The organism is Curtobacterium sp. MCPF17_031 (assembly GCF_003234035.1).
Lineage (GTDB): Bacteria > Actinomycetota > Actinomycetes > Actinomycetales > Microbacteriaceae > Curtobacterium.
In genome coordinates, this window is sequence record NZ_QKSG01000001.1 from 174,872 (window position 1) to 198,871 (window position 24,000).

Below are 24,000 nucleotides of genomic sequence, written 5' to 3' on the forward strand. Positions count from 1 at the left end.
CGCAGACGCCGTCAGGGTCGTTGCTGGACCTGCTCGTGCGGGAACTCGTCGGCGAACACGACGTCGGGAGCGTCGACGGAGCGGTCCGTCACCGTCGTCGGCGCCTCGAGGTGCACGGCCCCGGACGGCACGATGCCGGCGCCGCCGAAGCGCTCCATCACCCGCCATTGCGCGACCACGTCCTCGCCCGCGTGCCCGATCGGCAGGGTCTCCCAGAACCCGAAGCCGCCGACCGCCTCGAGCGCTGCCCGGTCGTACAGCGCACAGGCGCCGACCCACGCGACCCGGTAGGGCAGCCAGCCGCCCGGCTCGACGTCGAGCTCGGCAGCGACGTGGGCCAGGTTCGCGGCGTTGTGCAGGGACCAGCGGTCGAAGCCGGGCGTCCCGCGACGCACCACCTCGGGAACGACGGGGCCGTCCCAGACCGCGAACGGAGCGGTCTCGTGCGGGCGGCGGTCCTCGAGGTACGACAGGCCCTGGACGGCGCTCCCGACGAAGCCGGTGCCGAGCGAGCGCAGGGCGTCGAGCATCCGGTGCACGGACCCGGGTTCCAGCCAGACGTCGTCGTCGAGGAACAGGACGGCGTCCGCGGTGGCGTTGGCGAGCAGGAAGTGCCGGTGCTCAGCGAGGCCGCGCCGCTCCGGGTGGGTGAGCAGCGTGACGGGCCGGCCCTGGGCCTCCAGGACGCGGAGCATCGCGGCGACCGCCGGCTGTGCGACGGCGTCGCCCGTCGCGGACTGGTCGCTGAGCACGAGGCGGAAGGCGACGTCGGTCTGGGCGGCCAGGCCGGCCAGGGTCACGGCGAGTTCGGCGGTGCGCCCGACCGTCGGGACGAGGACGTCGACGTCGACGGGGGCGCTCTCCACCGCCGGGCCCGCGGTCGGTCGACCCCACTCGCCGGACCACCGTGCGCCGCGCGTCATGCGTCCCCCGACACGGCGGTCGGGTCTCCCATCGGCGCTCCGGCGCCGGTGCCGGTGCCGGCCGCGGTCTCGCGGATCCGGCGGACGACCGCGCTCGTGGAGTGCTCGGCGACGTAGTCGACCATGACGACCTCGCCACCGTGCGCGCGGACCACCTCGGTCTCGCTGAGCATCTCGGGGGAGTAGTCACCGCCCTTGACGTAGACGTCGGGGCGGATCCGCTCGATGAGCGGGATCGGGGTGTCGGTCGCGAACACCGTCACCAGGTCGACGCAGGCCAGGGCGGCGAGCACACCGGCACGGTCCTCAGCCGTGTTGATCGGACGCTCCGGTCCCTTCAGGCGACGGACCGAGTCGTCGTCGTTCAGCGCCACCACGAGCAGGTCGCCGAGCTCGCTCGCCTGCCGCAGGTACGTCGTGTGCCCACGGTGGACGACGTCGAAGCACCCGTTCGTGAAGACGATGCGACGACCGGCGCGCCGGGCCTCCTCGACCGCGTCGGCGAGCTGGTCGTGGTCGACGACGGTCTCGGCGGGAGCCGACACCGACGCCACCAGGGCCTCGGCGGTGCACACGGAGGTGCCGGCTTCGCGCACGACCACGTCGGCTGCTGCCTGAGCGAACGAGACGGCCTCGCGCACGGGGGTGCCGACCGCGAGGGCGACCGAGGCCGCGGCGCAGAACGTGTCGCCGGCACCGGAGGCCTGCTGCTCGGAAGCCGGGGTCGCGCGGGTGCGGTGCACGTCGGTGGCCGGGGCCGTGGTGTCCTCGAGCAGGACCGTGCCGTTGCGGTCCAGCGTCACGACGGCGTTCCGCGCACCGGTGACCGTGAGGACCTCTTCCCGAGCGGCGACGACGGTCTCGGCACGTCCGGCACCCTGGCCGAGGTCGCGGCCGAGCAGTGCGGCGGCCTCGCCGGCGTTCGGCGTGACGAGGTCCGGCTGCAGGGCACGCCAGCGCCCGAGGTCGTGCGCGTCGACGACCACGGTGGTCGGTCGGTCCCGCTCGAGGACGGGGACGATCGCGGCGGCGTCGACGCCGAGGTCGTAGTCGCAGACCACGACGGCGTCCGCGGCGGCGGCTCCGTCGACTCCGGCGATGGTGTCGGGGGTGCCCGGGATGCGTCCCTGTACCGCCGCTGCCGTCGCCTCGGCGAGCAGGGCCGTGTCCGCCGCACTCGGCGGCCCGGCCAGGTCGTCGACCCGGACGACCACACGGTCCCCACCGACGATCCGGTCCTTGCTCGTCGTCGTCGCGCCCGGCACCGCGACCAGCCAGCGGGTGTCGACGCCGGCGGCCTCCAGGCGGTCCCGCAGGACCCGGCCGGTCTCGTCGTCGCCGATCAGGGCGACCATCCGGACGTCGGCACCCAGGGCCCGGGCGTTGACCGCGGTGTTCGCCGCGCCTCCCGGGACGGCGATCGTCTCGGTGACGCGGACCACGGGGGCCGGGGCTTCGCGGGAGACCCGCTCGGCTGCGCCGACCGTCCAGCGGTCCAGGATGACGTCCCCGACGACCACGACGACCGGCTGGCGCGCGGCGATCGTGTCGACGACGCGGCGGACCATGCGGACGTCGGCGGTCATCGGACGTCCTCGGCCGTCGCGGTGTCGGTGCCGTGGCTGCCGGCGGTGGACGGGTCGACGGCCGTGCCGGTGCCGGTGCTCGCGGCGGCCGAGCTCGTCGTGCGTCGCGGGGCGGCCTCGAGGTGCACGACCGTGGTCGTCGTCATCTCGTCGAGCAGGTGCGGGCCGTAGCCGAAACCGGAGCCCGACGCGCCGCGCGGCTCCGCGCTGCCGCCGGGTGCGCCGCCGAACACGGCGTTGACCTTCACGGTGCCGACCGGCAGTTCGGCCGCGGCCTGCAGCGCGGTCGCGGTGTCGGCGGTCAGGACGGTCGCGGCCAGGCCGTAGCGGTCCTCCGCGGCGAGGCGCAGCCCCTCGGCCATGTCCTCGACGACGCGGATCGGGGCGATCGGGCCGAACGTCTCCTCGGTGAGGACGAGCATGTCGTCGGTGCAGCCGGTGAGCACCGTCGCCGGGTAGAAGGTGCCCGTGCCCGCGGGGACCGCCCCGCCGGTCAGGACCTGCGCGCCGGCGGCGACGGCCTGGTCGACGTGCTGCTGGACGGTCGCACGGAGGCGCTCGTCCACCAGGGGGCCGAAGTCCGCCGCCGCGGCCGCGGTCTTGCGCTCGGCAGCACGTACCAGGGCAGCGGTGAACTCCTCGGCGATGTCGCGGTGCACGTAGACGCGCTCGACGCTCGTGCAGATCTGCCCGGTGTTCGCGAAGGCCCCGAGGGCGACCTGGTCGGCTGCCCAGACGGGGTCGATGTCGGCGTCCACGACGGCGGCGTCGTTGCCGCCGTTCTCGCGGATGACGTGCGCGCGGGTGCGGAGCGCGGCCTCGGCCAGACGGTCGCCTGTCGCCGTCGAACCGACGTGGGCGTAGACGGCGATGCCGTCCTCGGCCAGGAGCTGCTCACCGGTCGTGGCGTCACCGTCGACGCCGACGAGCACGCCGTCGGGAAGCTCGGCGGCGAGCAGGCGGTTGAGCAGTGAAATGGTGCCCGGGCTCCGCTCGCTGCCCTTGTGGACGACGGTGTTGCCGGCGGCGATCGCGGCGCCGAGGATCCCGCACGCGACGGCCACCGGGTCGTTCCACGGGGTCAGGGCGAGGACGACGCCCCGGGGGTGCGGGACGGCGAAGTCGGCGGCACCGTGGTTGCCGCGCAGGGCTTCGCCGCGGTGCAGGGGGCCGAGCTCGGCGTACTGGATGAGCGTGTTGATGCCGGCCTCGACTCCGCCGAGGGCGTCGCCCGGGACCTTGCCGGTCTCGCGGGTGTTCATCGCGGCGAGCTCGTCGGCGTGGTCACGGAGCCGTTCGGCCGCTGCCCGGAGGAGCGCCCCACGCTCACCGGGAGCCGTCCGGGCCCATCCGGTCGCCGCTGCCCGCGCACGCGCGACCGCGTCCCGCACCTCGTCCGCCGTGCTCCGGCGGGTCTCCGAGGCCACCTCGCCGGTCACGGGATCGAGCACCGTGATCGTGTCCGCGGACGAGTCGTCCGACGACGGAGCGGTGGTGGTGGGGGCATCGAGCGTCATGTGCGTCCTTCTCGTGGTGGTCCGGTCACGTACACCGGGGCTCCCCACGCTGCACTCCTCCTGCTGGACGCGCCCACGGGTCGCGCCGTGGTGTCCACGGGACGCAGCTGGTCCGCGGTCTCGGCACCTGCACCGGCTCCGGTCGGTAGGAACGAAGGGACGCGCGACGGGACACCGGGCAGCGTCGGACGACGAGGAGGACGACAGGCGTGGTGCAGATCGGACGTGGCGGCGATCGCTTCGAGGGGGTCCGCGAGATCGCGGTGCTCCGGGGCGGGGGACTCGGCGACCTCATGTTCGCCATGCCGGCGATCGAGGCCCTGGCCGCCGCGTACCCGGAGGCGCGTATCACCCTGCTCGGCACCCCGATGGCCCGGGTGCTGCTCGCCGGCCGTTCCGACGTCGTGCACGCCGTCGAGGAGTTGCCCGTGTCGCCGGGCGTCCGGGACGGCGGCGACGACGCCCCGGACACAGAGGACTTCTTCGCCCGCCTGCACGGCCGGTTCGACCTGGCGGTGCAGCTGCACGGCGGTGGCCGGAACTCGAACCCGTTCCTGCTCCGCCTGGGCGCCGCGCACTCGATCGGCACCGCCACCGAGGACGCCACCCCCACGGAGCGCTGGGTCCGCTACGTCTACTACCAGCACGAGGTGCTCCGCGCGCTCGAGGTCGTCGGGCTCGCCGGTGCCGAACCCGTCACGCTCGACCCGCGCCTCTCCGTGACGGACGACGAGCGGGCCGCGGTCCGGCAGCGCCTCGGCGTCACCGGCCGACTCGTCGCGATGCACCCCGGTGCCACCGACCCCCGCCGGCGCTGGAGCCCGGAGCGGTTCGCTGCCGTCGCGGTCGCCCGACTCGAGGCCGGCGACGACGTCGTCCTCGTCGGGGACGACTCGGACCGGCCGGCCGCGACCACCATTCGGGCGTCGGTGTCCGAGGCGGTCGGGCCCGAGGCTGCCGCCCGCCTGCACGACCTCACCGGCACCCTGCCGCTGCCGGAACTGCCCGCCGTGCTCGGTGCCGCCGACGTCATGGTCGGCGACGACTCCGGTCCGCGGCACCTCGCCGTCGCGGTCGGCACCCCGACCGTCGGCGTCTTCTGGTTCGGCAACGTCATCAACGCCGGGCCGCTCGACCGCGGACGGCACCGGGTCCTGATGAGCTTCGTCACCCGGTGCCCGGTGTGCGACGTCGACGTCACGCAGGTGGGGTGGAGCGCCGAGCGGTGCGAGCACGACCCGTCGTTCGTCGACGAGATCACCCCGGACCGGGTCCTGGCGGACGTCGAGGACCTGCTCGCCACCAACTGACGGCGGTGGGCCGGTCCGTCGGGGCCGGTGTGGGCCTCCCGAGGTCGCACGACGTGCCGCGCGCCCCTCGCCGAGGGTGCACGATCGGCTGCCGGTAGGCCGTCCGGGCAGCAGCTCGTGCGACCTCGGCGGCGGGCTGGCGGGCGGCGGCACGGCGCGACCGCAGACGGACGGGAGGCCCGGTACCAGCTGGTACCGGGCCTCCCGTCCGTCAGGCGCATGCGCCGGTCGTGTGCACGGCTCAGGGCCAGCTGGGCTCAGTCGCCGGCATGATCGACAGCTCGCGGATCTCGCACCCGGCCGGCTGCGAGAGGGCGAAGATGATCGAGTTCGCGACGTACTCCGGTTCGATGAGCTGTGCGTCCGGACCCGGCTTGTACTGCTCGGTCCGGTCCGCGAAGAAGTTGGTGCGCATGCCGGCGGGGATCACGTTGGTGACGCCGACGCGGCCGGCGGTCTCCGCGGCGAGGGCCTGCGAGAACCCGCGGACGCCGAACTTCGACGCCGAGTAGGCGGTGCCGTGGCCGACGCCGCGCAGGGCGAGCGACGACGAGATAGTGACGACCCGGCCGTGCGTCGCCTCGAGCGCAGGCAGTGCGGCGCGCACGGTCGACGCGGTGCCGATCAGGTTGACGCCGACGATCTTCTCCCAGTTGCCCGACGAGATGGCGTCGATCGGAGCGGGTGTGTCGATCCCCGCCGCGGTCACGACGGCGTCCAGGCCACCGTGGCGCTCGACCGCTTCGGTGACAGCACGTTCGACGGCGTCGGTGTCCGAGACGTCCACGGCGACGGCGTCGACGCCCTCGGGGACGGCGTCGATGCGCAGGTCGAGGACGATCGGGGTGCCGCCGGCCTCGGTGACGGCGGCCACGACGGCTGCGCCGAGTCCGGAGGCGCCGCCCGTGACGAGGACGCGGCCGATGGGGGTGGTGGGGACGGGCATGGATGTCCTTTGCTGTGGTGGGGCAGATGGAGAGCGGTGGGGCTCAGCCGACACGTTCGATCGCGGCGGCGAGCCGGGTGGTGGAGCGGCCTGGGTGGAACGGCACGGTGACGACCCGTCCACCCCACTCGGCGAGGGTCACGGACTCGGGCAGTTCGTCCGCGGTGTAGTCGCCGCCCTTCGCCCAGACGTCCGGGCGGAAGCGACGGAGCGCCTCGTCGGGGGTGGACTCGTCGAACACGACGACGGCGTCGACGCAGTCCAGTGCGAGGAGGAGTTCGACTCGGTCGTCCTGGCCCATGATCGGCCGGTCCGGGCCCTTGAGCCCCCGGACCGAATCGTCCGAGTTCAGGCACACGACCAGGCAGTCGCCGAGTGCCCGCGCTGCCGACAGGGTGCGCGCGTGTCCAGCGTGCAGCAGGTCGAAGCAGCCGCCGGTCGCGACGACGACGCCGCCGGAGGCACGGACCTCGTGGACGACACGCAGTGCGTCCCGGTCCGCACCGGGCACGGCGATCGGTGCCGGTGGCGCGCCCTCGACGAGCGAGGCGACGCCACCGGCGGCGAGGTACGCGGACGCGGCCTCGACCCCGGCCGTGACGGCGTCGGCGATCTCCGCTCCGTCGGCGAGGGCGACGGCGACCCCGGCAGCGAGCCGGTCGCCGGCACCGCAGGGGTCGCCGGCCGTGACGGACGGAGCGGGGACGAACCGGGAGTCGGCGCCGCGGGGCGTGCGGCTGCCGACCAGTGCCCCGCGGTCGCCCATCGTGACGGCGACGGCGCGGACGTCCCAACGGGCGACGAGGTCCGCGGCGGCGTCCGTCGCGAAGGCGACCCCGCTGCCGACGATGCCGGTGAACCGGTGCGCCTCGCTGGCGTTCGGCGTGACGACGGTGGTGCCGGCGACGGGGGTGGCGCCCTTCGGGTGCGGGTCCCAGACGACGGGCGTGTGCCCGACGACCGCAGCGAGCGCGGCACGCATCTCGGCCGCCTCGGTGAGCCCGCGTCCGTAGTCGGCGACGATGACCGCGTCGGCGCCGTCGAGGGCGTCGCGCATGGCGGGCGTCACGGCGGGGACCGGCGGGGTGTCGCAGCCCTCGTCGATCCGGACCAGGGCGTGCTCGCCGACGCGGACCCGGGTCTTCACCGGGGTCGGCGCGCCGGAGGGGCCGTCGACGATGCGGACGCCGGGGAGCAACGACCGGAGCTGGTCCGCGTGGGCGTCGTCACCGAGCACGGTGACCAGCGAGACGTCGTGACCGTCCTTCGCGAGCATGGTCGCGACGAGACCGGCACCACCGGCGCGGCGCTGGTCCGAGCGGACGTCGACGACGGGGACCGGCGCGTCCGGGCTGAGACGATCGCTGGTGCCGCTGACGTCGACGTCGAGCAGCGTGTCGCCGACGACGACGATGCGGAGTCGACGGTCGGTCATCGGGTGCCTCCTCGGCGGAGCGCGGGCTCCATGGCCCGGCAGAGGGCGTGCACGAGGACGAGCTGCGCCTCCTGCACGTTGGCGGACGGGCCGTCGATGGCGATGACGTCGTCCACTGCGCTGGCGAGCGGGTTCGGCAGCGCACCGGTCATCGCGATCGACCGCGCTCCGGCGTCCCGGGCGGCTGCCGCGGCGGCGAGCAGGTTCGGGCTCTTGCCGCTGGTGCTGAGGAGGACGACGACGTCACCGGCGCGGGCGTGTGCGCGGACCTGACGGGCGAAGACCTGCTCGAAGCCGTAGTCGTTCCCGATCGCGGTGACGGCGGAGGTCTCGGCGTGCAGCGAGATCGCCGAGTACGCGGGTCGGTCACCGTCGAAGCGGCCGGTGAGCTCGGAGGTCAGGTGCTGCGCTTCGGCCGCCGAACCGCCGTTGCCCGCGGCGAGCAGGCGACGCCCGGCCACCAGACGGGCGGCGATGTCGTCCGCCCAAGCGGCGATGCGGTCGCTGTGGTCGACGAGGGACGCGATGACGGGCACGGACGCCGCGATGTGCTCGAGCACCGCGCGGGTGCTGGTCGAGGCGTCGCTGGGCGGGGCGTCGACGGTCGGGGTCTCGGTCGTGCCGATCCCGGTCTGCTCGATGGTCATCGGGCGTTCCTCTCGGTGATGGGGAGCGCGGCCTCGGCCAGCGCGTCCTCGGCGGGTCGGACGGCGTCCGGGATGCGGGTGGTGGGTGCGGTGCCGATGCCGCCGACCGGACGGACGGGACGGACCCGACCGCCGGCGACGAGCCGTTCGTAGACGCGCTCGGTGTCGGTGGCGACCTTCTGCCACGTGTACCGGGACTCGGCGCGGCGGCGACCGGCGCGGCCGTAGGCGGCACGGCGCTCGGGGTCGTCGAGCAGGCCGCCGAGGGCTGCGGCGAGGCCGTCCTCGTCACGGGGTTCGACGTGCAGCCCGGTGGCGTCCTCGACGACCGTGTCGATGAGCCCACCGACGCGGGAGGCGACCACCGGCACGCCGCAGGCCATCGCCTCGAGCGGGACGATGCCGAACGGCTCGTACCAGGGCGCGCAGACGACGACGTCGGCGCTGCGGTACACCGAGCCCATCGCCTCCTGGGCGAGCTGCCCGCGGAACGAGACGTGGTCGCGGATGCCGAGGTCGCGGGCCAGCGCGTCGAGGCGCTGGTACTCGGGGTCGTCCGGCAGGTCGGCACCGGCCGTGCCGGCACCGCCGACGATGACGAGTTCGACGTCTCGACCGGCCGCGACGAGCTGGGCGACGGCCGCGATCGTGGTGCCGACGCCCTTCCGCTGCACGAGGCGGGAGGCGGTGAGCACCCGGAAGGTGCGCCCACGTTCCTCGACGGGGCCGTCCGGTCGGAACAGCTCGACGTCGACGCCACACGGGACGACGGAGATGGACCGCAGCGGCACGCCGAGGCTCTTCAGCTCGAACGCCTCGTCGGAGCACGTGGCGACGACCTGGTCGGCGCTCCGGCCGACGGCGGGCTCGAGCCACTCGCGTTCGACGGGGCTGGTGTCCGCGGCACCCTGGTGTCGACGCTTGACGACGCCGAGGGCGTGGAAGGTCTGCACGACGGGGATCCGCGTGCCTCCGGTGCGCACCTGCACCTGGCCCACGGCGTCGATGGTCGCCTGGCCGGACATCCAGAAGTGGCCGTGCACGACGTCGGGCCGGTCGACGAACCACTCCGACGCCAGGACCTGCGCGAACGTGCCCATGTAGGGGAGCAGGTCGTCCTTCGGGACGTGCCGGGCCGGTCCCGCGTCGACGTGGACGACGTGGACGCCCGGTCGGAGCGGCACGCGCACCGGCAGCGACGCGTCGTCGCGCCGCGTGTAGACGGTCACGGTGTGGCCTCGGTCGGCCAGTGCAGCGGAGAGCGCGGCGACGTGGACGTTCTGTCCACCGGCGTCCACCCCGCCGAGGGTCGCGAGCGGACTCGCGTGTTCCGAGACCATGGCGATCTTCATCAGATGCTCCTTCCCTGCGGTGCCGCAGCCCCCGCACCGACGGTCGTGGCTCCGGTCCGGGACCGGTGTCGTGACCGCACGTCGTCCAGCAGCTCGTCCCAGTCCGCCAGGAACCGGGGCAGCGCGTGGCGCGCGAGCACGGCCTCCCGGGCGACGAGGCCGCGTCGGCGAGCCTCGTCCGGGTCGTCGACCAGCGTCCGGGAGACCCGCACCAGCTCCTCGACGTCCGTCCCGATCGCGCCGGCCTCGGCGGGCACGGTTCGTGCGGCGTCGGTGGTGGCGAGGACCAGCACCGGCATCGCCATGTGCATCGACTCGATGAGCGAGAGCCCGAGCGAAGTCCACCGGTTGGCGTGGACGTAGGCCCGGCGACGGGCGAGGGCCGCGTGCATCGGGTCGGGCTTGACGTCGCCCATCCCGACGAGCAGGTCACCGTGGCCGAGGTCGTCGAGCTTCTCGGTGCCCATCCCGAACACGTCGACCGGTGCCACCGCGCCGAAGCGGGGGAGCAGGTCGGTGCCCACGACGCGGTTGCGTCGGACGGGTTCGTTGATGACGGCGCCGAACCGCTCGAGCTCACCGGTGTACAGCGGACCGGGGTCGACGACGCCGTGCTCGACGACGGTGGTGCGGGTCGAGCCGCAGTCCCACATCAGGGCGTTCCAGTGCGTGACGTGCGCGATGGTCACGTCGTCGCGGTCCCGGAACGGGTGCAGGCTGTTCGGCACGTCGACACGCGGGGCGTTGTGCTCCACGAAGACGACGGGCACGTCGCGCCCGCCGAGCAGGTCGCGGGCGACCTCGAGCTCCTCCGGTCGCTGCAGGACGACCAGGTCGACCTCGGCGTCGGCGACGTCCTCGGGCGCGATCTCGACGGCGTTCGTGCCCCAGCTCCGGCCACCGCGACCGAGGCCCCAGCCGTCACGGGCGGGGGTCGTGGGGATGAGGTACTCGTGCGGGCCGCGGACGAAGGCGTCCATCCAGCCGCCGTGCACGTGCCACACGAGGATCCGCATGCACTGCCTTTCGGTCGCTGTCGATCAGGAGGAGGAGGAGCAGAAGGAGAAGCAGTGCCGCACGCTACCCACGGGTCTCTGGTGCTGCTCGCAGGGAGTCGTCGTTCGTCCGCAGAGCGCATCCGACGAGCCGTTCGTGGGCCGCGAGCACGTCGTCGACGGTGACTCGGGCCAGGCATGGGTGTCCCGGGACGGGGCACTCGCGGGCCCGTGAGAGCCGGCAGGGCGCGTCCTGGTCGCCGAGCAGTTCCACGTGTTCGGCGTACGGCGCCCACTTCACGGCCGGCACGACGGGCGAGAACAGCGAGACGATCCGGGCACCGACGGCAGCGGCGAGGTGCGCCGGGCCGGTGTTGCCGACGACGACGACCTCGGCCCCGGCCAGGACCGTGGCGAGCACCGCGGGGGTGGTGCGACCGCCGAGGTCGATGCCGGTGGTGCCGGCCACCTCCGCGGTGAGGTCCTTCTCGCCGGGCGAACCGGTCACCACGACGGGGACACCGAGTCGGTCGTAGGCGGCCACGAGCTCGCGGTGGGCGGAGGGCGGCCAGGAGCGGGCCTCCACACTGGCGCCGGGGTGCACGACGACGTACCGGTCGAGTGCCGCCACCTCGTCGGGCAACACCGCGTCGTCGTCGTGCCGCACCCGGAGCCGACCGTCGTCGCCGTCGGGGAGCACGAAGCCCGCGGCCGCCACGATGCGCAGCGCCCGTTCGGGTTCGGGGACGTCCTCGGGCAGGTCCTCACCGGGCCGCAGTCGGACGTCGAGCAGCGAGCCGGGGTGGTCGACCGAGGCACCGGACACCCGGCGGACCCCGGCGAGCCGCAGGAGCATCGCGAGCGGCAGCGGCGACTGGTGGAAGGACGTCAGGACGACCGCCTCGTCGGGTCGCTCCTCGGCGACGAGCGCGCGGAACTCGGCGAGGACGGCGTCGTCGAGCGGCCGGACGGTCTCGGTGACCCAGGGCGCCGCCCAGACCCGGAGCGAGTCGACGCCGGGCAGCAGTGCGCCGGCGGGGGAGCCCTGCGGACCACACAGCAGCGTGACGTGGTCCGCCCCGGCGGCGACGGCTCGGACGGCGGGGCCGGCGACCAGCACGTCCCCGAACGAGTCGAGCCGCGCGACGAGCACACGGCGACCGCTCGGCCCGCTCACGAGGCCCCTCCCGCGGCCCGTGCGAGCACCAGGGCCACGGCCTCCTCGATCGAGCCGGCGACGGTGGTGGCGGCCTCGACCTCGGCGGGCATGGTGCGGTCGGTCGGCACGAGGATCCCCTGGGCACCCGCAGCCACGGCAGCACCGACGTCGGCACCGATGTCCCCGATCACGACCAGGTCGGCGGCGTCGAGCCCGAGCCGGTCCGCCGCGGCGAGCACCATGCCCGGTCGCGGCTTCCGGCAGGCGCAGTCATCGCCGCGGTCGTGCGGGCAGACCTCCCACACGTCGAAGGGCCCGACGAGTTCGTCGACGCGGGCGTTCGTCGCGTCGACCTGGTCCCGGGTCGCCAGGCCCTTCGCGATCGCGGACTGGTTGGTGACGACACCGACGGCGAGGCCGGCGGCGCGGGCCGCGGCGACCGCGTCGGCCGCACCCGCCACGGGCACGACCCGTTCCGGATCGGCGTTGTAGGGAACGTCCACCACCAGGGTGTCGTCGCGGTCGAAGAGCACGCCGCGGAGCGGACGGTCGGAGAGAGCCACACCCCTTCTCTACCGGCACGGCGGCGCTCGTGCCCAACCGGTGCCGGAACCGTGGCGAGCCGTGGCGCGCGGTGGACAGGGTGCTGCCTCCCGCGGACGGGACGGTCTCGTCCCGGTAGCGTCGGTCCACGTGACCGCCGTACCCACCCTGCCCCCGTCCGACGGCCGCCCCGAGCTCGTCGTGCTCCGGGCGATCAAGCTCGGCGACCTGCTCGTCGCCGTGCCCGCGCTGCACGCCCTCCGCCGGGCCTTCCCGGGGCACCGCATCACCCTCGCCACGACCGCCTGGCTCGCCCCGGTCGTCGAGCTCGTCACCGACGTCGACGTCCACCTCGCCCAGCACGGCCTGGACCACCCGATCCACGTGCCGACCGGCGTCGTCGACGTCGCCGTGAACCTGCACGGTGCCGGACCTGAGTCGGGCGAACTCATCGACGCGCTGCAGGCGCGTCGCGTGATCGGCCACGGCGCCCCCGACGGTCCGGAGTGGCGGCACGACGTCCACGAACGCGTCCGGTGGGCGGGTCTCATGACCGCCCACGGCATGCCCGCCGACCCGGACGACGTGTCGATCGCGGTCCCGGCCGTCCCCGCTGTCGTGCGCGGTGCCGCGGTCGTGCACGTCGGCGCCTTCCACGGCGCCCGACACTGGCCAGTCGACCGGTTCGCCGACGTGGTCCGCGGACTCGTCGCCCGCGGGCACCACGTGGTCCTGACGGGAGGCGCGGACGACGTCGAGCGCGCGCTGGCCGTCGCCGAGCTGGCCGGGCTCGACGACTCGGCGGTCCTCGCCGGACGTCTGGACCTGCAGCCGTTCGCCGCCGTCGTGGCCGCCGCGAGCCTCCTGGTCACCGTCGACACGGGAGCGGCGCACCTGGCCTCCGCCTACCGGATCCCCTCGGTCGTGCTCTTCGGCCCGGCGCCACCCGAGGCCTGGGGGCCGCCCTCCTCGGGCCCGCACGTGGTGCTCACCGACGCGTCCGTCCGCCGCGGCGACGTCTTCGCCGAGGACCCGGACCCGGCCATCCTCGCCGTCAGCGCGGACGACGTCCTCGCTGCGGTCGACGGACTGCGCGTGACGCCCGCCGTCACCGCACCCAGCGCCGATCGGTAGCGTCGATCCGACGGCACGGACGGTCCGGCCGTCGAAGGGAGCCGCCGTGTTCGAAGCAGCCAACATCCGGGACTGGATCGGCCTGCCGGTCGTCGACGCCCAGGAGGACAAGATCGGCAACCTCGAGAGCATCTACTACGACACGGCGACGCAGCAGCCGGCCTTCGGGGCGGTGACCACGGGCGTCGTGGGCAAGAAGCTCGTGTTCGTGCCGCTCGTCGGCGCCACCGTCGCGCCGAAGCACCTGCTCGTGACGTTCGACAAGAAGACCGTGAAGGACGCGCCCTCGATCGCGACCGACGGCGAGCTCGATGCGGCGACCGAGCCGGAGCTCTTCCAGCACTACGGCCTCGACTACCAGGCCGGCGTCGGCGGCGAGCGTCGTCTCGGGCGGCGCTGAGTCCTTTCCACCGGACCGGCGTCGTGCCAGGGCGGGTCGAGCGCGACCGGCTAGCCTGGTCCGCTCGACCCTGACCCGAACCTCCCGGAGCCCACCCTGCGCCGTCCGTCCCGTGCTCGCGAGCGCGCCACCCGTGTGGTGCACACGCTCGTGGTGTCCGTCGTGCTCACGGGTGTGGCCCTGGTGGGTGGGCCGGGAGGTGCGCTCATCCCGCAGGCCGCGGTCGCCGCACCGCAGTGGCCGGTGCCGCAGCCCTTCCCGGTGACCGACGACCCACCCGAGACACTGACGGACCTGCCGCCGGGCAGCGAGTACGTCGCACTCGGCGACTCGTACTCGGCCGGGTACGGGCTGGCGAACCCGACGGGTCTGCCGGTCGGTGCCTGCGCGCAGTCCGGCCGGGACTACCCGCACCGCATCGCAGCACGATTCGGGCTCGCCCTGACGGATGTCACGTGCGCCGGAGCGACCAGCGAGGACGTCCGGGAGCGCACGCAGTGGCGTGGCGCACCGCCGCAGATCGAGGCCCTGTCCGACTCCACCCGGCTCGTCACCCTGACCATCGGTGGCAACGACGCCGACCTGTTCGGCACCGCTGCATCGTGCATGGCGCTGTCGGCCTCCGGGCCGGTCTTCTCCGGCAAGAACGCACCATCGTGCCGGAGCACGCTCGACGTCGACGGGGTCGACACCCTCGGGGCGAAGATCGAGAGCCGCGTCGCCCTGGGCATCGCGGAGACGCTGGCGGACATCCGTCGGGCGGCCCCGAACGCCACGGTCCTCCTGGTCGGGTACCCGGCGATCTTCCCCGACGCCGATCACACCCCGGAACGCGGGTGCTTCCGGCCTGCCGTCGACCTCGGCACCCTCGCCGGTCGGTTCCCCTCGGACACGTACCCCTTCACCGACACCGACGTCCGGTGGCTGCACGGGATCCAGGAGCAGCTCGACGAGGTCGGGCAGTCCGCCGCCCGCGCCGCCGGGGTCCGCTTCGTCGACGTCTTCGACACGACCCAGGCCCACTCGGCCTGCGCCCGGTCCGGCGCGTACGTGTCAGGGGTCTCGCTCGACTCGTTCGGCGGGTTCAGCAGCATCGACCTCGAGCCCGGAGCGCTGCACCCGAACACCGCCGGAGTCCGGTACCTGACCGGCCGGCTCGACGCGGAACTCCGCGAGCTCCTCGGCTGACGTCCTGCTGCTGCAGGACGGGTCGCGGCGCCGTCGGGCATCTCAGGCGCGCAGGACCTCGGCGAGGCGGTCCATCAGCGTCGGCACCGTCGACAGGACCGCGATGTGGCCGTCGTCCGGACGCTCCTCGTACGCCGCCCCGGGCATCGCCTCGGCCAGCGCTCGGCCGTGCGCCACCGGGACGACCCGGTCCCGCCTGCCGTGCACCAGGAACGTCGGCACAGTGACCGCCGACAGGGCGAACCCCCAGTACGTCACGAACGCCACGTCGTCGTCGACCCCGCCCTGGAGGCCCGACCCGCCCGCCGCCGTCGCGTCCTGCCCCAGTGCGGCCCAGTCACCGTCGAGGGCGGCCCAGTCGGTGTCGACGAACTGGGACGGGTCGAAGGCGGCGGAGGCTGCCCGGGTGATGCGGGCCTGGCGTCCGGCGGTGGCGGCGCGGAGGACGCCGTCGTCCGCCATGCCGTCCCACCAGGTGGGCGAGTCGTCGAAGGGAGCGGGCGAGGCGAGGGTCGCGACCGCGGCGACCCGGTCCGGCAGGAGGGCCGCAGCGGCGAGGGCGTGCGGTCCGCCGCCGGAGCCACCGAGCGCGGCGACGCGGTCGATGCCGAGGGCGTCGAGCACCTGCTCGAGGTCGTGTGCGCCGTCGGCGACCCGCCGACCCGGCAGCGGGTCGGCCCCGCCGTACCCGGGGCGGGTGACGGCGACCAGGCGCAGGCCGCGGTCGGTGGCGGCGCTCCGCAGCGGTTCGAAGAGCACACCGGTGTGGGGAGACTCGTGGTGCCAGACGAGCGTCGGCCAGCCGCCGTCGGCGCCGTGGTCGGCAGCGGTGTCGTCGACCAGGACGGAACGGCCGTCACCGAGCTCGATGGTCTGCATGCGCGCGAGGGTAGTCTCCGACCGTGCCCCCTCGCTCTGCCGGACTGCTGCTGCACCGCGGCGCCGGCCCGTCGCTCGAGGTCTTCGTCGCCCACATGGGCGGCCCGTTCTGGCGTCGACGTCCGCGCGCGTGGTCGATCCCGAAGGGGGAGATCGAGGCGGGGGAGGACACGCTGGCGACGGCCCTCCGCGAGTTCGGCGAGGAGATCGGCGTCCCCGCCCCCGGCGGCACACCGGAACTGCTCGGCGACTTCCGGCAGGCGTCCGGCAAGGTCGTGACGGTGTGGACGCTCGACGCACCGGACTTCGTGGTCGAGGTCGTCCGGAGCAACACCGTGTCGCTGGAACTGCCCCGCGGATCGGGCCGTTCCGTCGAGGTTCCCGAGGTCGACGATGCCCGCTGGGTGCCGCTCGCCGAGGCGCGAGGACTCGTCGTCGCCGGTCAGGTTGCCGCACTCGACGCCCTGGCGTACCGCGGCTGAGCGCTGCCGGCTACCGCTCGCGGACGGTCCGAACCGACCCCGTGGCGGTCTGGATGGACGCGGTCGCGGCACGGTGCACCGTGGCGACGGACCCGGTGACGGTCTGGATCGCCCGGCTGACGGTCGGGATCGAGCTCGTGACGACGGCGAGCGACGACGTCAGCACGTGAATCGACGACGTGCTGAGGTGCGGCTGCGTCGTGGCGTGCACCGGGAAGCCGCGCTTGGCGAAGGCCACGACGGAGAGCCCCGCGACCAGGACCAGCGCCCCCGCGAACGGCAGCGTCTGCAGTCCCGACAGACCGAGCACCTGGCCGCCGATCGCGGCACCGCCGGCGATGCCGATGTTCGAGGCCCCGTTGACCAGGGCACCTGCGATCTCCGGACTGACCCCACCGGTGCGGATGGCGGCGGCCATGAACAGCGTTCCGGTCGTGCCGTTCGCCGCCATCCAGACGCCGGCGACGGCCATCGTGCCGACCAGGGATCCGTGCGCGAACGGCATCACGACGAACGCGGCGGCCATCGCGGCGATCGCGGCGATCAGCGTCCGGCGGGGAGCCCGGTCGACGAACACCCCGGCCAGCCAGAGGCCGATCACGCCGGTGCCGCCGAGGACGAGCAGGGCGCCCGAGACCATGCCGACGTCGAGTCCGGCGTCGACGACGTACGGGCCGATGTACGTGTACACGACGTAGTGTCCGGCGAAGAGCAGCAGGTCGGCGACGACGACCGACAGCAGTCCGGTGCGCGCCCAGGCCTTCGGCGAGCCGACGTGCGGCGACGCGGCTCCGCGGACGGCGGGCAGGCACACCGCGGCCACGACGGCGAGCAGTGCGGCGCACGCCGCGACGCCGCCGACGGCAGGGCGCCACCCGACGGACTGCCCGACGCCGGTGGCGAGGGGGACGCCGATCACGAAGCCGAGCGAGCTGCCGGAGTAGACGAACGCGATGGCGCGGCCGGCGAGCCGGGGCGGGACGATCCGCGTGGCGTAGGCCGAGGCGACCGAGAAGAACAAGGCGTGCGCGATGCCGCCGACCACGCGTCCGGCGCAGACCACGGCGAAGGACGGGGCCAGGGCGACGAGCGCGTTCGACACCGTGTAGCCGACGAGGGTCGCGACGAGGACCGTCTTCCGGGGGAGCTTCGCGGTGAGCGAGGTCAGGGGGAGTGCGAGCAGGGCGACGGCCGCCGCGTACACCGTGATGACGATGCCCATGGTGGACTCGGTGACACCGAGGTCCTCGCTCATGGTGCCGAGCAGGCCGACCGGCATCAGTTCGGTGGTGATGGCGAAGAACGTGGCGAGGCCGAGGACGGCGATCCCGATCACCGACGACGTCGTGACGGTGATCGGCGTCGTGTGCGGCTGGACGGTTCGGTTGCTGGTGGTGGACACGGCGGCTGACCTCCTCGAGGACGTGCGAGGAGCGCGCGGGAACGACGGGGTGTTCGACCGGTCGGGGCGCGCTCGCGGGTGGTGGGCGGGGATGTGGAGATGTGGTTCTGGCCACTCCACGGCGAGTGCGCTCCACCCAGTGTTGCACGGCCCGCGTCGATCACGCGAGGACCCCCAGGTCGTTCTCGCGATGCTCTCAGGAGCGCTCCAATGCCCGGCCTCTCGGGGGGTGGGGGGGCGGAGCGTGCCCGCGGATCAGTACAGCGGCGCGGGCGAGCTCGTCACGGTGCCACGGACCGCGCCACCCACGACCCGCAGCCAGAGCGTGCCGCTCGACGAGGTGTCGGAGAGCGAGACCGCCCCGTGCAGGGCGTCGTCCCGGGGGTAGCAGGCGCTCGTGCCCTGCCGACGGTCGGCCGTCGCCACGAGGCAGATCGTCGAGCTGTCCCGTCCGACGCCGGCCCAGACGTTCCAGGGCGTCGCCGCGTCGTCGCCGGCCAGCGACCGGTTCGTGAACACGAGTCGGGTGGTGTGCAGCGACACCGGCGCGTCCATGCCGCCGGGCAGCTGGTCGGCGTAGGTCTGCGGCAGGTCGAGCATCTGCTCGAGCGTCACCGTCCCCGCTGCTGGCGTCGTCACCGTGGTCGCCGGCTCGGCGGTGCTGCGGGTTCCGATCGACAGGCCGACGCCCGTCCCCGCGACCAGGCCGATCACGACGGCGGCGCCCCCGAGCGCCCACAGCACGGTCCGGTCGGTCCGCCGGACCAGCCCGAACACCTCCCGGGCACGGTGGGCGAGGCCGCCGACCGGGAGGCCCGCCCCACGACGTCCGTCGGCGGTCGCCCCGGACGGCTGGTCGCGCTCGACACCGTCGGTCACCGACGACGGGGCGTCTCCGGCGTCGCCGGTGTCGTCTCCGGGCTCCGTCCTCCCGGTCGGGTGGACGTCGGGCCCGGCGGTCCGGATCGTCGGCGCGACGTCCGGGGTGGTCGCGACGTCCGGGGCGGGGGCAACCTCGGGAACGACCGGTGCCGCGCTCGGAACGCCCGGCGCAGCAGCCGCGACGACCTGCGCACCAGGACGACGACCCCGACGCGGCCCCGCGGCGGGGGCGACGGTCGTGACGGGCCGCCTGCGTGCCTCCCGGTCGAGGTCCGCCAGCGCGATGCGGGCGCGCGCCGCGTCCGCCGGGGTCGACCCTGCGCCCCAGGCGATGTGTTCGAGACGCGCTCGTGCTGCCGCGTCGTCGTCGGTCCGGCTCATGCGCGCTCCTCGTCGTCACGCCTGCTGTCATGCTGCCACCGGTACGCCGACGGCGCGCACCCAGACCGGGGGGAGTACGCCCGAGGGATGACCGATGCGCAGAACGACCAGGCCGCCGACCAGACCGACCCCGCCGTCCCCGCCGACGCCACCGGTTCGACACCGCAGGACGTCGACGAGGAGACGCTCGAACCGCTGAGCCACGACACGCAGTCCGGCGAGGCCGACTACGTCGCGACGAGCCCGGGTGGCAGCGGCACCGAGCGGCACGTCCCGCTGCCGGAGGAGGAGCAGGGCCGCGACACCGAGTACGACCCGGTCGACCAGGGGCCGCAGCAGGAGGGCCAGGGCGGCTAGAGCCGACCGGGCCGCCGGGGCGGCCGCGGCAGGGCGGCCGGTCCGACCGCGCCCACGCCCGCTACCGGAGCACCCGCCGCAGCACCGCCCGCTCGCCGAGCGTCCACACCGCACTCGTCAGGACGTACAGGGCGGCGGCCAGGGGCGCGATCGCGGCGAACCCGACCGAGACGAACGGCACCCACCGGGCGATCCCGGTCATCGCCGCCGTGCCGGGCAGACCCGGATCGACCGGGCCGGCCGGGGGGACCGGGTTCCAGTGGAGTTGGGCCCTCCGGGTCACCTCGACGACGACCGCCAGGGCGAGGAGCAGCAGGAGCACCACCCAGGCGTGGACCCACAGCGGCGACGTGACGACCGCCACCGCGGACTGTGCCAAGGGGATGCCGGCCAGGGTGGCCCGCAGCAGGGTGTTCACGGTGCCGTCGATGCTCGCGTGGGTGAACAGCGTGTACAGCAGCGACACGACCGGCGCCTGTGCGAGCACCGGCAGGCACCCGGCGAGTGGCGACACCCGTTCGCTCGTGTACAACTCCTGCAGCGATCGCTGGAACCGGGCGGTGTCCTGCCCCGCCCGTCGGCGGAGCTCCGCGATCCGGGGTGCCAGACGACGCCGATCCCGTTCGGCACGCACCTGCAGGACGGCGAGGGGGACGAGGAGCACCCGGACGGCCACGGTCAGCAGGACCACGGCGAGCGTCGCGGCGGCCGTCCCGGCGACGGGGGTGAGCAGGTCGGTGAGGCTGGTGACGAGTGCGGAACCGGCGCGCAGCAGTGTGCTGAGGCCGGGCAGGGTGGTGATGTCCATGACGGAGGTCCTTCGATCGGAGGGTCGGGAGCGTCTGCGGCCCCGACACCGATCGGTGTCAGACCGCCGGGGCGGCTCCCGGTGCCCGCGGTCGCGGGTGCCCGTCGGCGTCGGGGTCGCTCCAGGCGATCCGGGTCACGAGGTCCGGCGTCGTCCGGGAGGCCCGCGGTGCGCCCGGAGCGCCGACTCCCGTCAGGACCGCGACCAGTCGGAGGACGAGCAGTGCCGCGGCGAGCGCGGTCACGGTGATGCCGACCGCGCCGAGCCCGAGTGCGGCGGCGGTCAGCGCCGGCAGCGAGCCGAGTGCCGCGGGGTCGAGGCCGTGCACGGCGGAGAGCCCGCGGAGCAGCACCTCGATGACGGTCATGGTGCGGCTCAGCGTAGCGCCCGCGTGGCTCCGAGGCCGTGACGGTCGACCGGGGCAGGATCGGGGCATGAGCGCAGCTTCCCCGAGCACCCCGGCGACGCTCGCGCTGGAGCGGGCGGGCGTGCCGTTCACGCCGCACGTCTACGAGCACCACGAGAGCGCGACGAACTTCGGGGAAGAGGCTGCCGCGGCGCTCGGGCTCCGCGAGGAGCAGGTGTTCAAGACGCTCGTCGTGTCGGTCGACGGCGACCTGGCCGTGGCGATCGTTCCGGTGGCCGACCGTCTGGACCTCAAGGCGATCGCGGCGGCGGTCGGCGGCAAGAAGGCCTCGCTCGCTGACCCGTCCCTGGCAGAGCGGCGGACCGGGTACGTCGTCGGTGGCATCAGTCCCGTCGGGCAGAAGACGCGCCTGCGCACGGTGCTCGACGCCTCGGCGTCCGAGCACCCGACGATCTTCGTGTCCGGGGGTCGCCGCGGCTTCGACATCGAGTTGTCGCCGGCGGACCTGGTGCGGGTCACGGATGCGAGCACGGCGCCCATCGCCCGGAGTTGAGTCGATCCGCCGCAAGTTCTTCCTCTGACCGGGAATGAGCACGGTCCCCCTGCGTTGCATTGAGCCGAAGGCACTCAAGTTCCTCAGGAGGTCCCTTTGCCACAGACGTTCGGCCCGACCGGCGGCAACGACTCGTTCGACGAGTTCCTCGCACGACTGCTCGCAGCCTCACAGAACCCCGGCCAGTCCCAGCGGTCCATGCCGTTCGGACGACCGGTCGACATCACGCGGCTCCTCAGCCGTCGTACCCACGAGCTGCTCCAGCAGACGGCGACCTACGCGGTCGAGCAGGGGCAGCACGAGATCGACGCCCTGCACGTCCTGCACGTGCTCGTCGGCACCGAGCCCTTCGCGGCCGTCCTGCGCTCTGCGGGCGCCGACCCGGAGCGCTTCGCCGCCGAGGTCGAGCAGCGCCTGCCGATGCCCTCGGGCGAGGCGGTCGAGGGCCGTCCCGCACTGACCTCGTCCGCGCAGCGGATCCTGCTCGAGGCCACTCAGGCGGCCCGCGGGTTCGGCAGCACGTACACGGACCCCGAGCACGTCTTCTTCGCGCTCGTCACGGACCAGGACACGGTCGCGGGCCAGTTGCTCGCGAGCGCCGGTGTCACCCCGCAGGTGATGCAGTCCTACGCACAAGAGGCGGCCGAGGCCGCACGAGAGGGGCGTCCCATGCCCGGCACCACCGCCCAGCAGGACCAGCAGTCGGAGACCCCGACGCTGGACCAGTACGGCACCGACCTCACCGCCCGCGCCCGCGAGGGTCGCATCGACCCGGTGATCGGCCGAGCCGACGAGATCGAGCAGGCGGTCGAGATCCTGCTCCGCCGCACCAAGAACAACCCCGTCCTCATCGGTGAGCCCGGCGTCGGCAAGACCGCCATCGTCGAGGGTCTCGCCCAGCGCATCGTCGAGGGCGACGTCCCGGCCCTGCTGCAGGGCAAGCGCGTCGTCGCACTCGACCTGCCCGGCATGCTCGCCGGCACCCGCTACCGCGGTGACTTCGAGGAGCGTCTGACGAAGGCCATGGACGAGATCGCCGCGCACTCGGAGGAGCTCATCGTGTTCGTCGACGAACTCCACACCGTCGTCGGTGCCGGTGGCGGTGGCGAGGGCGGGTCGATGGACGCCGGGAACATCCTCAAGCCGCGTCTGGCCCGGGGCGACCTGCACCTGGTCGGCGCGACGACGCTGAACGAGTACCGCCGGATCGAGAAGGACGCGGCGCTCGAGCGCCGCTTCCAGCCGGTCACGGTGGGGGAGCCCAGCGTGGAGGACGCCGTCGCGATCCTCACCGGCCTCAGCCCCCGCTACGCCGAGCACCACGGCGTGACCTACGCCGACGACGCCATCCGCGCCGCCGTCGAACTCTCCCACCGCTACGTCACCGACCGGCACCTGCCGGACAAGGCGATCGACCTCATCGACCAGGCCGGTGCCCGCCGCCGTCTCGCCCGCTCGGGCGACGTCGACGTCGACACGCTCCGTACCCAGGTCGCCGAACTCACGGCCCGGAAGGACCGCGCCGTCGCCGAGGAACAGTACGAAGAGGCGTCCGACCTCCGCGACGAGATCGCCGGACTGGAGGCCCGCATCACCGCCGCCACCACCGGTGGCGTCGCCGCCGCCACCCGTCCGCAGCCGGTCGACGACGTGATCACCGAGGCGGACATCGCCGCCGTGGTGTCGCGTGCCACCGGCATCCCGGTGAGCCGCCTCGGCTCCGCCGACAAGACCCGACTCGCCGCCCTGGAATCGGAACTGCACGACCGTGTGGTCGGTCAGGACGACGCCGTGCGCGCGATCGCGAAGGCGGTCCGGCGCAGCCGGACCGGCATGGGCGACCCCCGTCGTCCGGTCGGCAGCTTCCTGTTCCTCGGTCCGACCGGCGTCGGCAAGACCGAACTCGCCAAGGCGCTGGCCTCGTCACTGTTCGGTGACGAGTCGGCGATGCTCCGCTTCGACATGAGCGAGTTCGGCGAGCGCCACACGGTCTCGCGGCTGGTCGGTGCCCCTCCGGGGTACGTCGGCTACGACGAGGCCGGACAGCTGACCGAGCGTGTCCGTCGGAACCCGTACTCGGTGATCCTGCTCGACGAGGTCGAGAAGGCACACCCGGACGTGTTCAACCTGCTGCTGCAGGTGCTCGACGACGGACGGCTCACCGACGGTCAGGGCCGGACGGTCGACTTCCGGAACACGGTCGTCATCATGACCTCGAACATCGGCTCCGAGTTCCTGGCGTCCCGCTCGGGTGCGCTCGGGTTCTCCGTCGCGACCGACGGCGGCACCGACCCGTTCGGCTACCAGGAGGACGACCTGCGCAAGCGGGTGATGGGCAAGCTCCGCGAGTCGATGCGACCGGAGTTCATCAACCGCATCGACGAGATCGTGCTCTTCCGCAAGCTCGAGCGCGGACAGCTGCGGTCGATCGTGTCGCTGCTCCTGCAGGACACCGCGTTCCGTCTGGCCGCGCAGGGCATGGTCCTGTCGGTCTCCGACGCCGCCACGGACTGGCTCGCCGAGCACGGGTACGAGCCCGAGTACGGCGCCCGTCCGCTCCGCCGGCTGATCCAACGCGAGGTCGACGACCGGATCGCGGAGCTCGTGGTCGACGGGGCGGTCGACGAGGGTGACACCGTCCGGGTCGACGTCGTCGACGGGGCGCTCGTCGCACTGGTCGGCACGCCCGCCACGGTCTGATCCGATCCCGGTCCTGACGGCCCGGTCCCCATGCGGGGGCCGGGCCGTTCGTCG

23 protein-coding genes are annotated in these 24,000 nt (G+C 73.9%); 8 read left to right on the plus strand and 15 right to left on the minus strand.

What is annotated here, in order from left to right:
- Positions 1–11: 11 nt before the first annotated feature.
- From DEJ31_RS00875 to DEJ31_RS00885, 3 genes are read right to left on the minus strand one after another with little or no spacing between them, the layout of a single operon-like run.
- Positions 12–923: a glycosyltransferase family 2 protein gene (locus DEJ31_RS00875; protein ID WP_111120998.1), complete on the minus strand. Its 912-nt coding sequence runs from the start codon at positions 921–923 to the stop codon at positions 12–14.
- Positions 920–2,509, minus strand: coding sequence for a D-glycero-beta-D-manno-heptose 1-phosphate adenylyltransferase (gene rfaE2 / locus DEJ31_RS00880; RefSeq protein ID WP_111120999.1), 1,590 nt, complete (start codon positions 2,507–2,509; stop codon positions 920–922). The genes DEJ31_RS00875 and rfaE2 overlap by 4 nt, the downstream gene beginning before the upstream one ends.
- Positions 2,506–4,026 (minus strand): aldehyde dehydrogenase, encoded by a 1,521-nt coding sequence (locus tag DEJ31_RS00885; protein WP_111121000.1) that lies wholly within the window; start codon positions 4,024–4,026, stop codon positions 2,506–2,508. Before DEJ31_RS00885 ends, rfaE2 begins: the two co-directional genes overlap by 4 nt.
- A gap of 209 nt (positions 4,027–4,235) precedes the next feature.
- On the opposite strand from DEJ31_RS00885, the gene DEJ31_RS00890 reads away from it, so the two are divergent.
- Positions 4,236–5,336 carry a glycosyltransferase family 9 protein gene (locus DEJ31_RS00890; RefSeq protein ID WP_110902337.1) on the plus strand — a complete coding sequence of 367 codons (1,101 nt, stop codon included), beginning with the start codon at positions 4,236–4,238 and terminating at the stop codon, positions 5,334–5,336.
- Between the two features lie 241 nt (positions 5,337–5,577).
- Here the strand turns inward: DEJ31_RS00890 and DEJ31_RS00895 are convergent, their stop codons facing one another.
- From DEJ31_RS00895 to DEJ31_RS00925, 7 genes are all read right to left on the minus strand, one after another.
- The gene (locus DEJ31_RS00895; RefSeq protein ID WP_110902336.1) at positions 5,578–6,282 is read right to left on the minus strand and encodes an SDR family oxidoreductase; all 705 of its coding nucleotides are present in this window, start codon (positions 6,280–6,282) and stop codon (positions 5,578–5,580) included.
- Between the two features lie 43 nt (positions 6,283–6,325).
- Positions 6,326–7,717, minus strand: coding sequence for a PfkB family carbohydrate kinase (locus DEJ31_RS00900; protein WP_110902335.1), 1,392 nt, complete (start codon positions 7,715–7,717; stop codon positions 6,326–6,328).
- Complete coding sequence (locus DEJ31_RS00905; protein WP_111121001.1) at positions 7,714–8,364, minus strand: SIS domain-containing protein; 651 nt, start codon at positions 8,362–8,364, stop codon at positions 7,714–7,716. The genes DEJ31_RS00900 and DEJ31_RS00905 overlap by 4 nt, the downstream gene beginning before the upstream one ends.
- Entirely contained in the window at positions 8,361–9,716 is a 1,356-nt protein-coding gene (locus tag DEJ31_RS00910) for a glycosyltransferase (protein ID WP_111121002.1), read from the minus strand. The genes DEJ31_RS00905 and DEJ31_RS00910 overlap by 4 nt, the downstream gene beginning before the upstream one ends.
- Entirely contained in the window at positions 9,716–10,732 is a 1,017-nt protein-coding gene (locus DEJ31_RS00915; RefSeq protein WP_258366059.1) for a glycosyltransferase family 1 protein, read from the minus strand. The genes DEJ31_RS00910 and DEJ31_RS00915 overlap by 1 nt, the downstream gene beginning before the upstream one ends.
- Before the next feature lie 64 nt (positions 10,733–10,796).
- The gene (locus DEJ31_RS00920; protein WP_111121003.1) at positions 10,797–11,888 is read right to left on the minus strand and encodes a glycosyltransferase family 9 protein; all 1,092 of its coding nucleotides are present in this window, start codon (positions 11,886–11,888) and stop codon (positions 10,797–10,799) included.
- Complete coding sequence (locus DEJ31_RS00925; protein WP_110902331.1) at positions 11,885–12,433, minus strand: HAD-IIIA family hydrolase; 549 nt, start codon at positions 12,431–12,433, stop codon at positions 11,885–11,887. The genes DEJ31_RS00920 and DEJ31_RS00925 overlap by 4 nt, the downstream gene beginning before the upstream one ends.
- A gap of 130 nt (positions 12,434–12,563) precedes the next feature.
- Between DEJ31_RS00925 and DEJ31_RS00930 the strand changes: the two genes are divergently transcribed.
- The 3 genes from DEJ31_RS00930 (at position 12,564) to DEJ31_RS00940 (ending at position 15,135) form a co-directional block, all read left to right on the plus strand.
- Entirely contained in the window at positions 12,564–13,547 is a 984-nt protein-coding gene (locus tag DEJ31_RS00930; RefSeq protein ID WP_111121170.1) for a glycosyltransferase family 9 protein, read from the plus strand.
- A gap of 46 nt (positions 13,548–13,593) precedes the next feature.
- Entirely contained in the window at positions 13,594–13,947 is a 354-nt protein-coding gene (locus DEJ31_RS00935) for a PRC-barrel domain-containing protein (protein ID WP_111121004.1), read from the plus strand.
- 153 nt (positions 13,948–14,100) lie between these two features.
- Positions 14,101–15,135 (plus strand): SGNH/GDSL hydrolase family protein, encoded by a 1,035-nt coding sequence (locus DEJ31_RS00940; protein WP_181433433.1) that lies wholly within the window; start codon positions 14,101–14,103, stop codon positions 15,133–15,135.
- A gap of 42 nt (positions 15,136–15,177) precedes the next feature.
- On the opposite strand, the gene DEJ31_RS00945 is transcribed toward DEJ31_RS00940, so the two are convergent.
- On the minus strand, positions 15,178–16,014 hold the full coding sequence (locus tag DEJ31_RS00945) for an alpha/beta fold hydrolase (RefSeq protein ID WP_111121006.1): 837 nt from the start codon (positions 16,012–16,014) through the stop codon (positions 15,178–15,180).
- Between the two features lie 23 nt (positions 16,015–16,037).
- Here DEJ31_RS00945 and DEJ31_RS00950 point away from each other — a divergent pair, with 23 nt between their 5' ends.
- On the plus strand, positions 16,038–16,496 hold the full coding sequence (locus DEJ31_RS00950) for an NUDIX domain-containing protein (RefSeq protein WP_111121007.1): 459 nt from the start codon (positions 16,038–16,040) through the stop codon (positions 16,494–16,496).
- A gap of 10 nt (positions 16,497–16,506) precedes the next feature.
- Here the strand turns inward: DEJ31_RS00950 and DEJ31_RS00955 are convergent, their stop codons facing one another.
- Complete coding sequence (locus tag DEJ31_RS00955; protein WP_111044155.1) at positions 16,507–17,898, minus strand: MFS transporter; 1,392 nt, start codon at positions 17,896–17,898, stop codon at positions 16,507–16,509.
- Positions 17,899–18,153: 255 nt separating this feature from the next.
- Positions 18,154–19,161: a hypothetical protein gene (locus tag DEJ31_RS00960; RefSeq protein WP_111121008.1), complete on the minus strand. Its 1,008-nt coding sequence runs from the start codon at positions 19,159–19,161 to the stop codon at positions 18,154–18,156.
- A gap of 87 nt (positions 19,162–19,248) precedes the next feature.
- Here DEJ31_RS00960 and DEJ31_RS00965 point away from each other — a divergent pair, with 87 nt between their 5' ends.
- Positions 19,249–19,518: a hypothetical protein gene (locus tag DEJ31_RS00965; RefSeq protein ID WP_110902324.1), complete on the plus strand. Its 270-nt coding sequence runs from the start codon at positions 19,249–19,251 to the stop codon at positions 19,516–19,518.
- A gap of 61 nt (positions 19,519–19,579) precedes the next feature.
- On the opposite strand, the gene DEJ31_RS00970 is transcribed toward DEJ31_RS00965, so the two are convergent.
- The gene (locus DEJ31_RS00970; RefSeq protein WP_111121009.1) at positions 19,580–20,326 is read right to left on the minus strand and encodes a membrane protein insertase YidC; all 747 of its coding nucleotides are present in this window, start codon (positions 20,324–20,326) and stop codon (positions 19,580–19,582) included.
- Between the two features lie 58 nt (positions 20,327–20,384).
- Positions 20,385–20,693: a DUF6412 domain-containing protein gene (locus tag DEJ31_RS00975; RefSeq protein WP_111121010.1), complete on the minus strand. Its 309-nt coding sequence runs from the start codon at positions 20,691–20,693 to the stop codon at positions 20,385–20,387.
- 67 nt (positions 20,694–20,760) lie between these two features.
- On the opposite strand from DEJ31_RS00975, the gene ybaK reads away from it, so the two are divergent.
- Positions 20,761–21,246: a Cys-tRNA(Pro) deacylase gene (ybaK, locus tag DEJ31_RS00980; RefSeq protein ID WP_110902321.1), complete on the plus strand. Its 486-nt coding sequence runs from the start codon at positions 20,761–20,763 to the stop codon at positions 21,244–21,246.
- Between the two features lie 96 nt (positions 21,247–21,342).
- Complete coding sequence (locus tag DEJ31_RS00985; RefSeq protein ID WP_111121011.1) at positions 21,343–23,946, plus strand: ATP-dependent Clp protease ATP-binding subunit; 2,604 nt, start codon at positions 21,343–21,345, stop codon at positions 23,944–23,946.
- Positions 23,947–24,000: the final 54 nt, after the last annotated feature.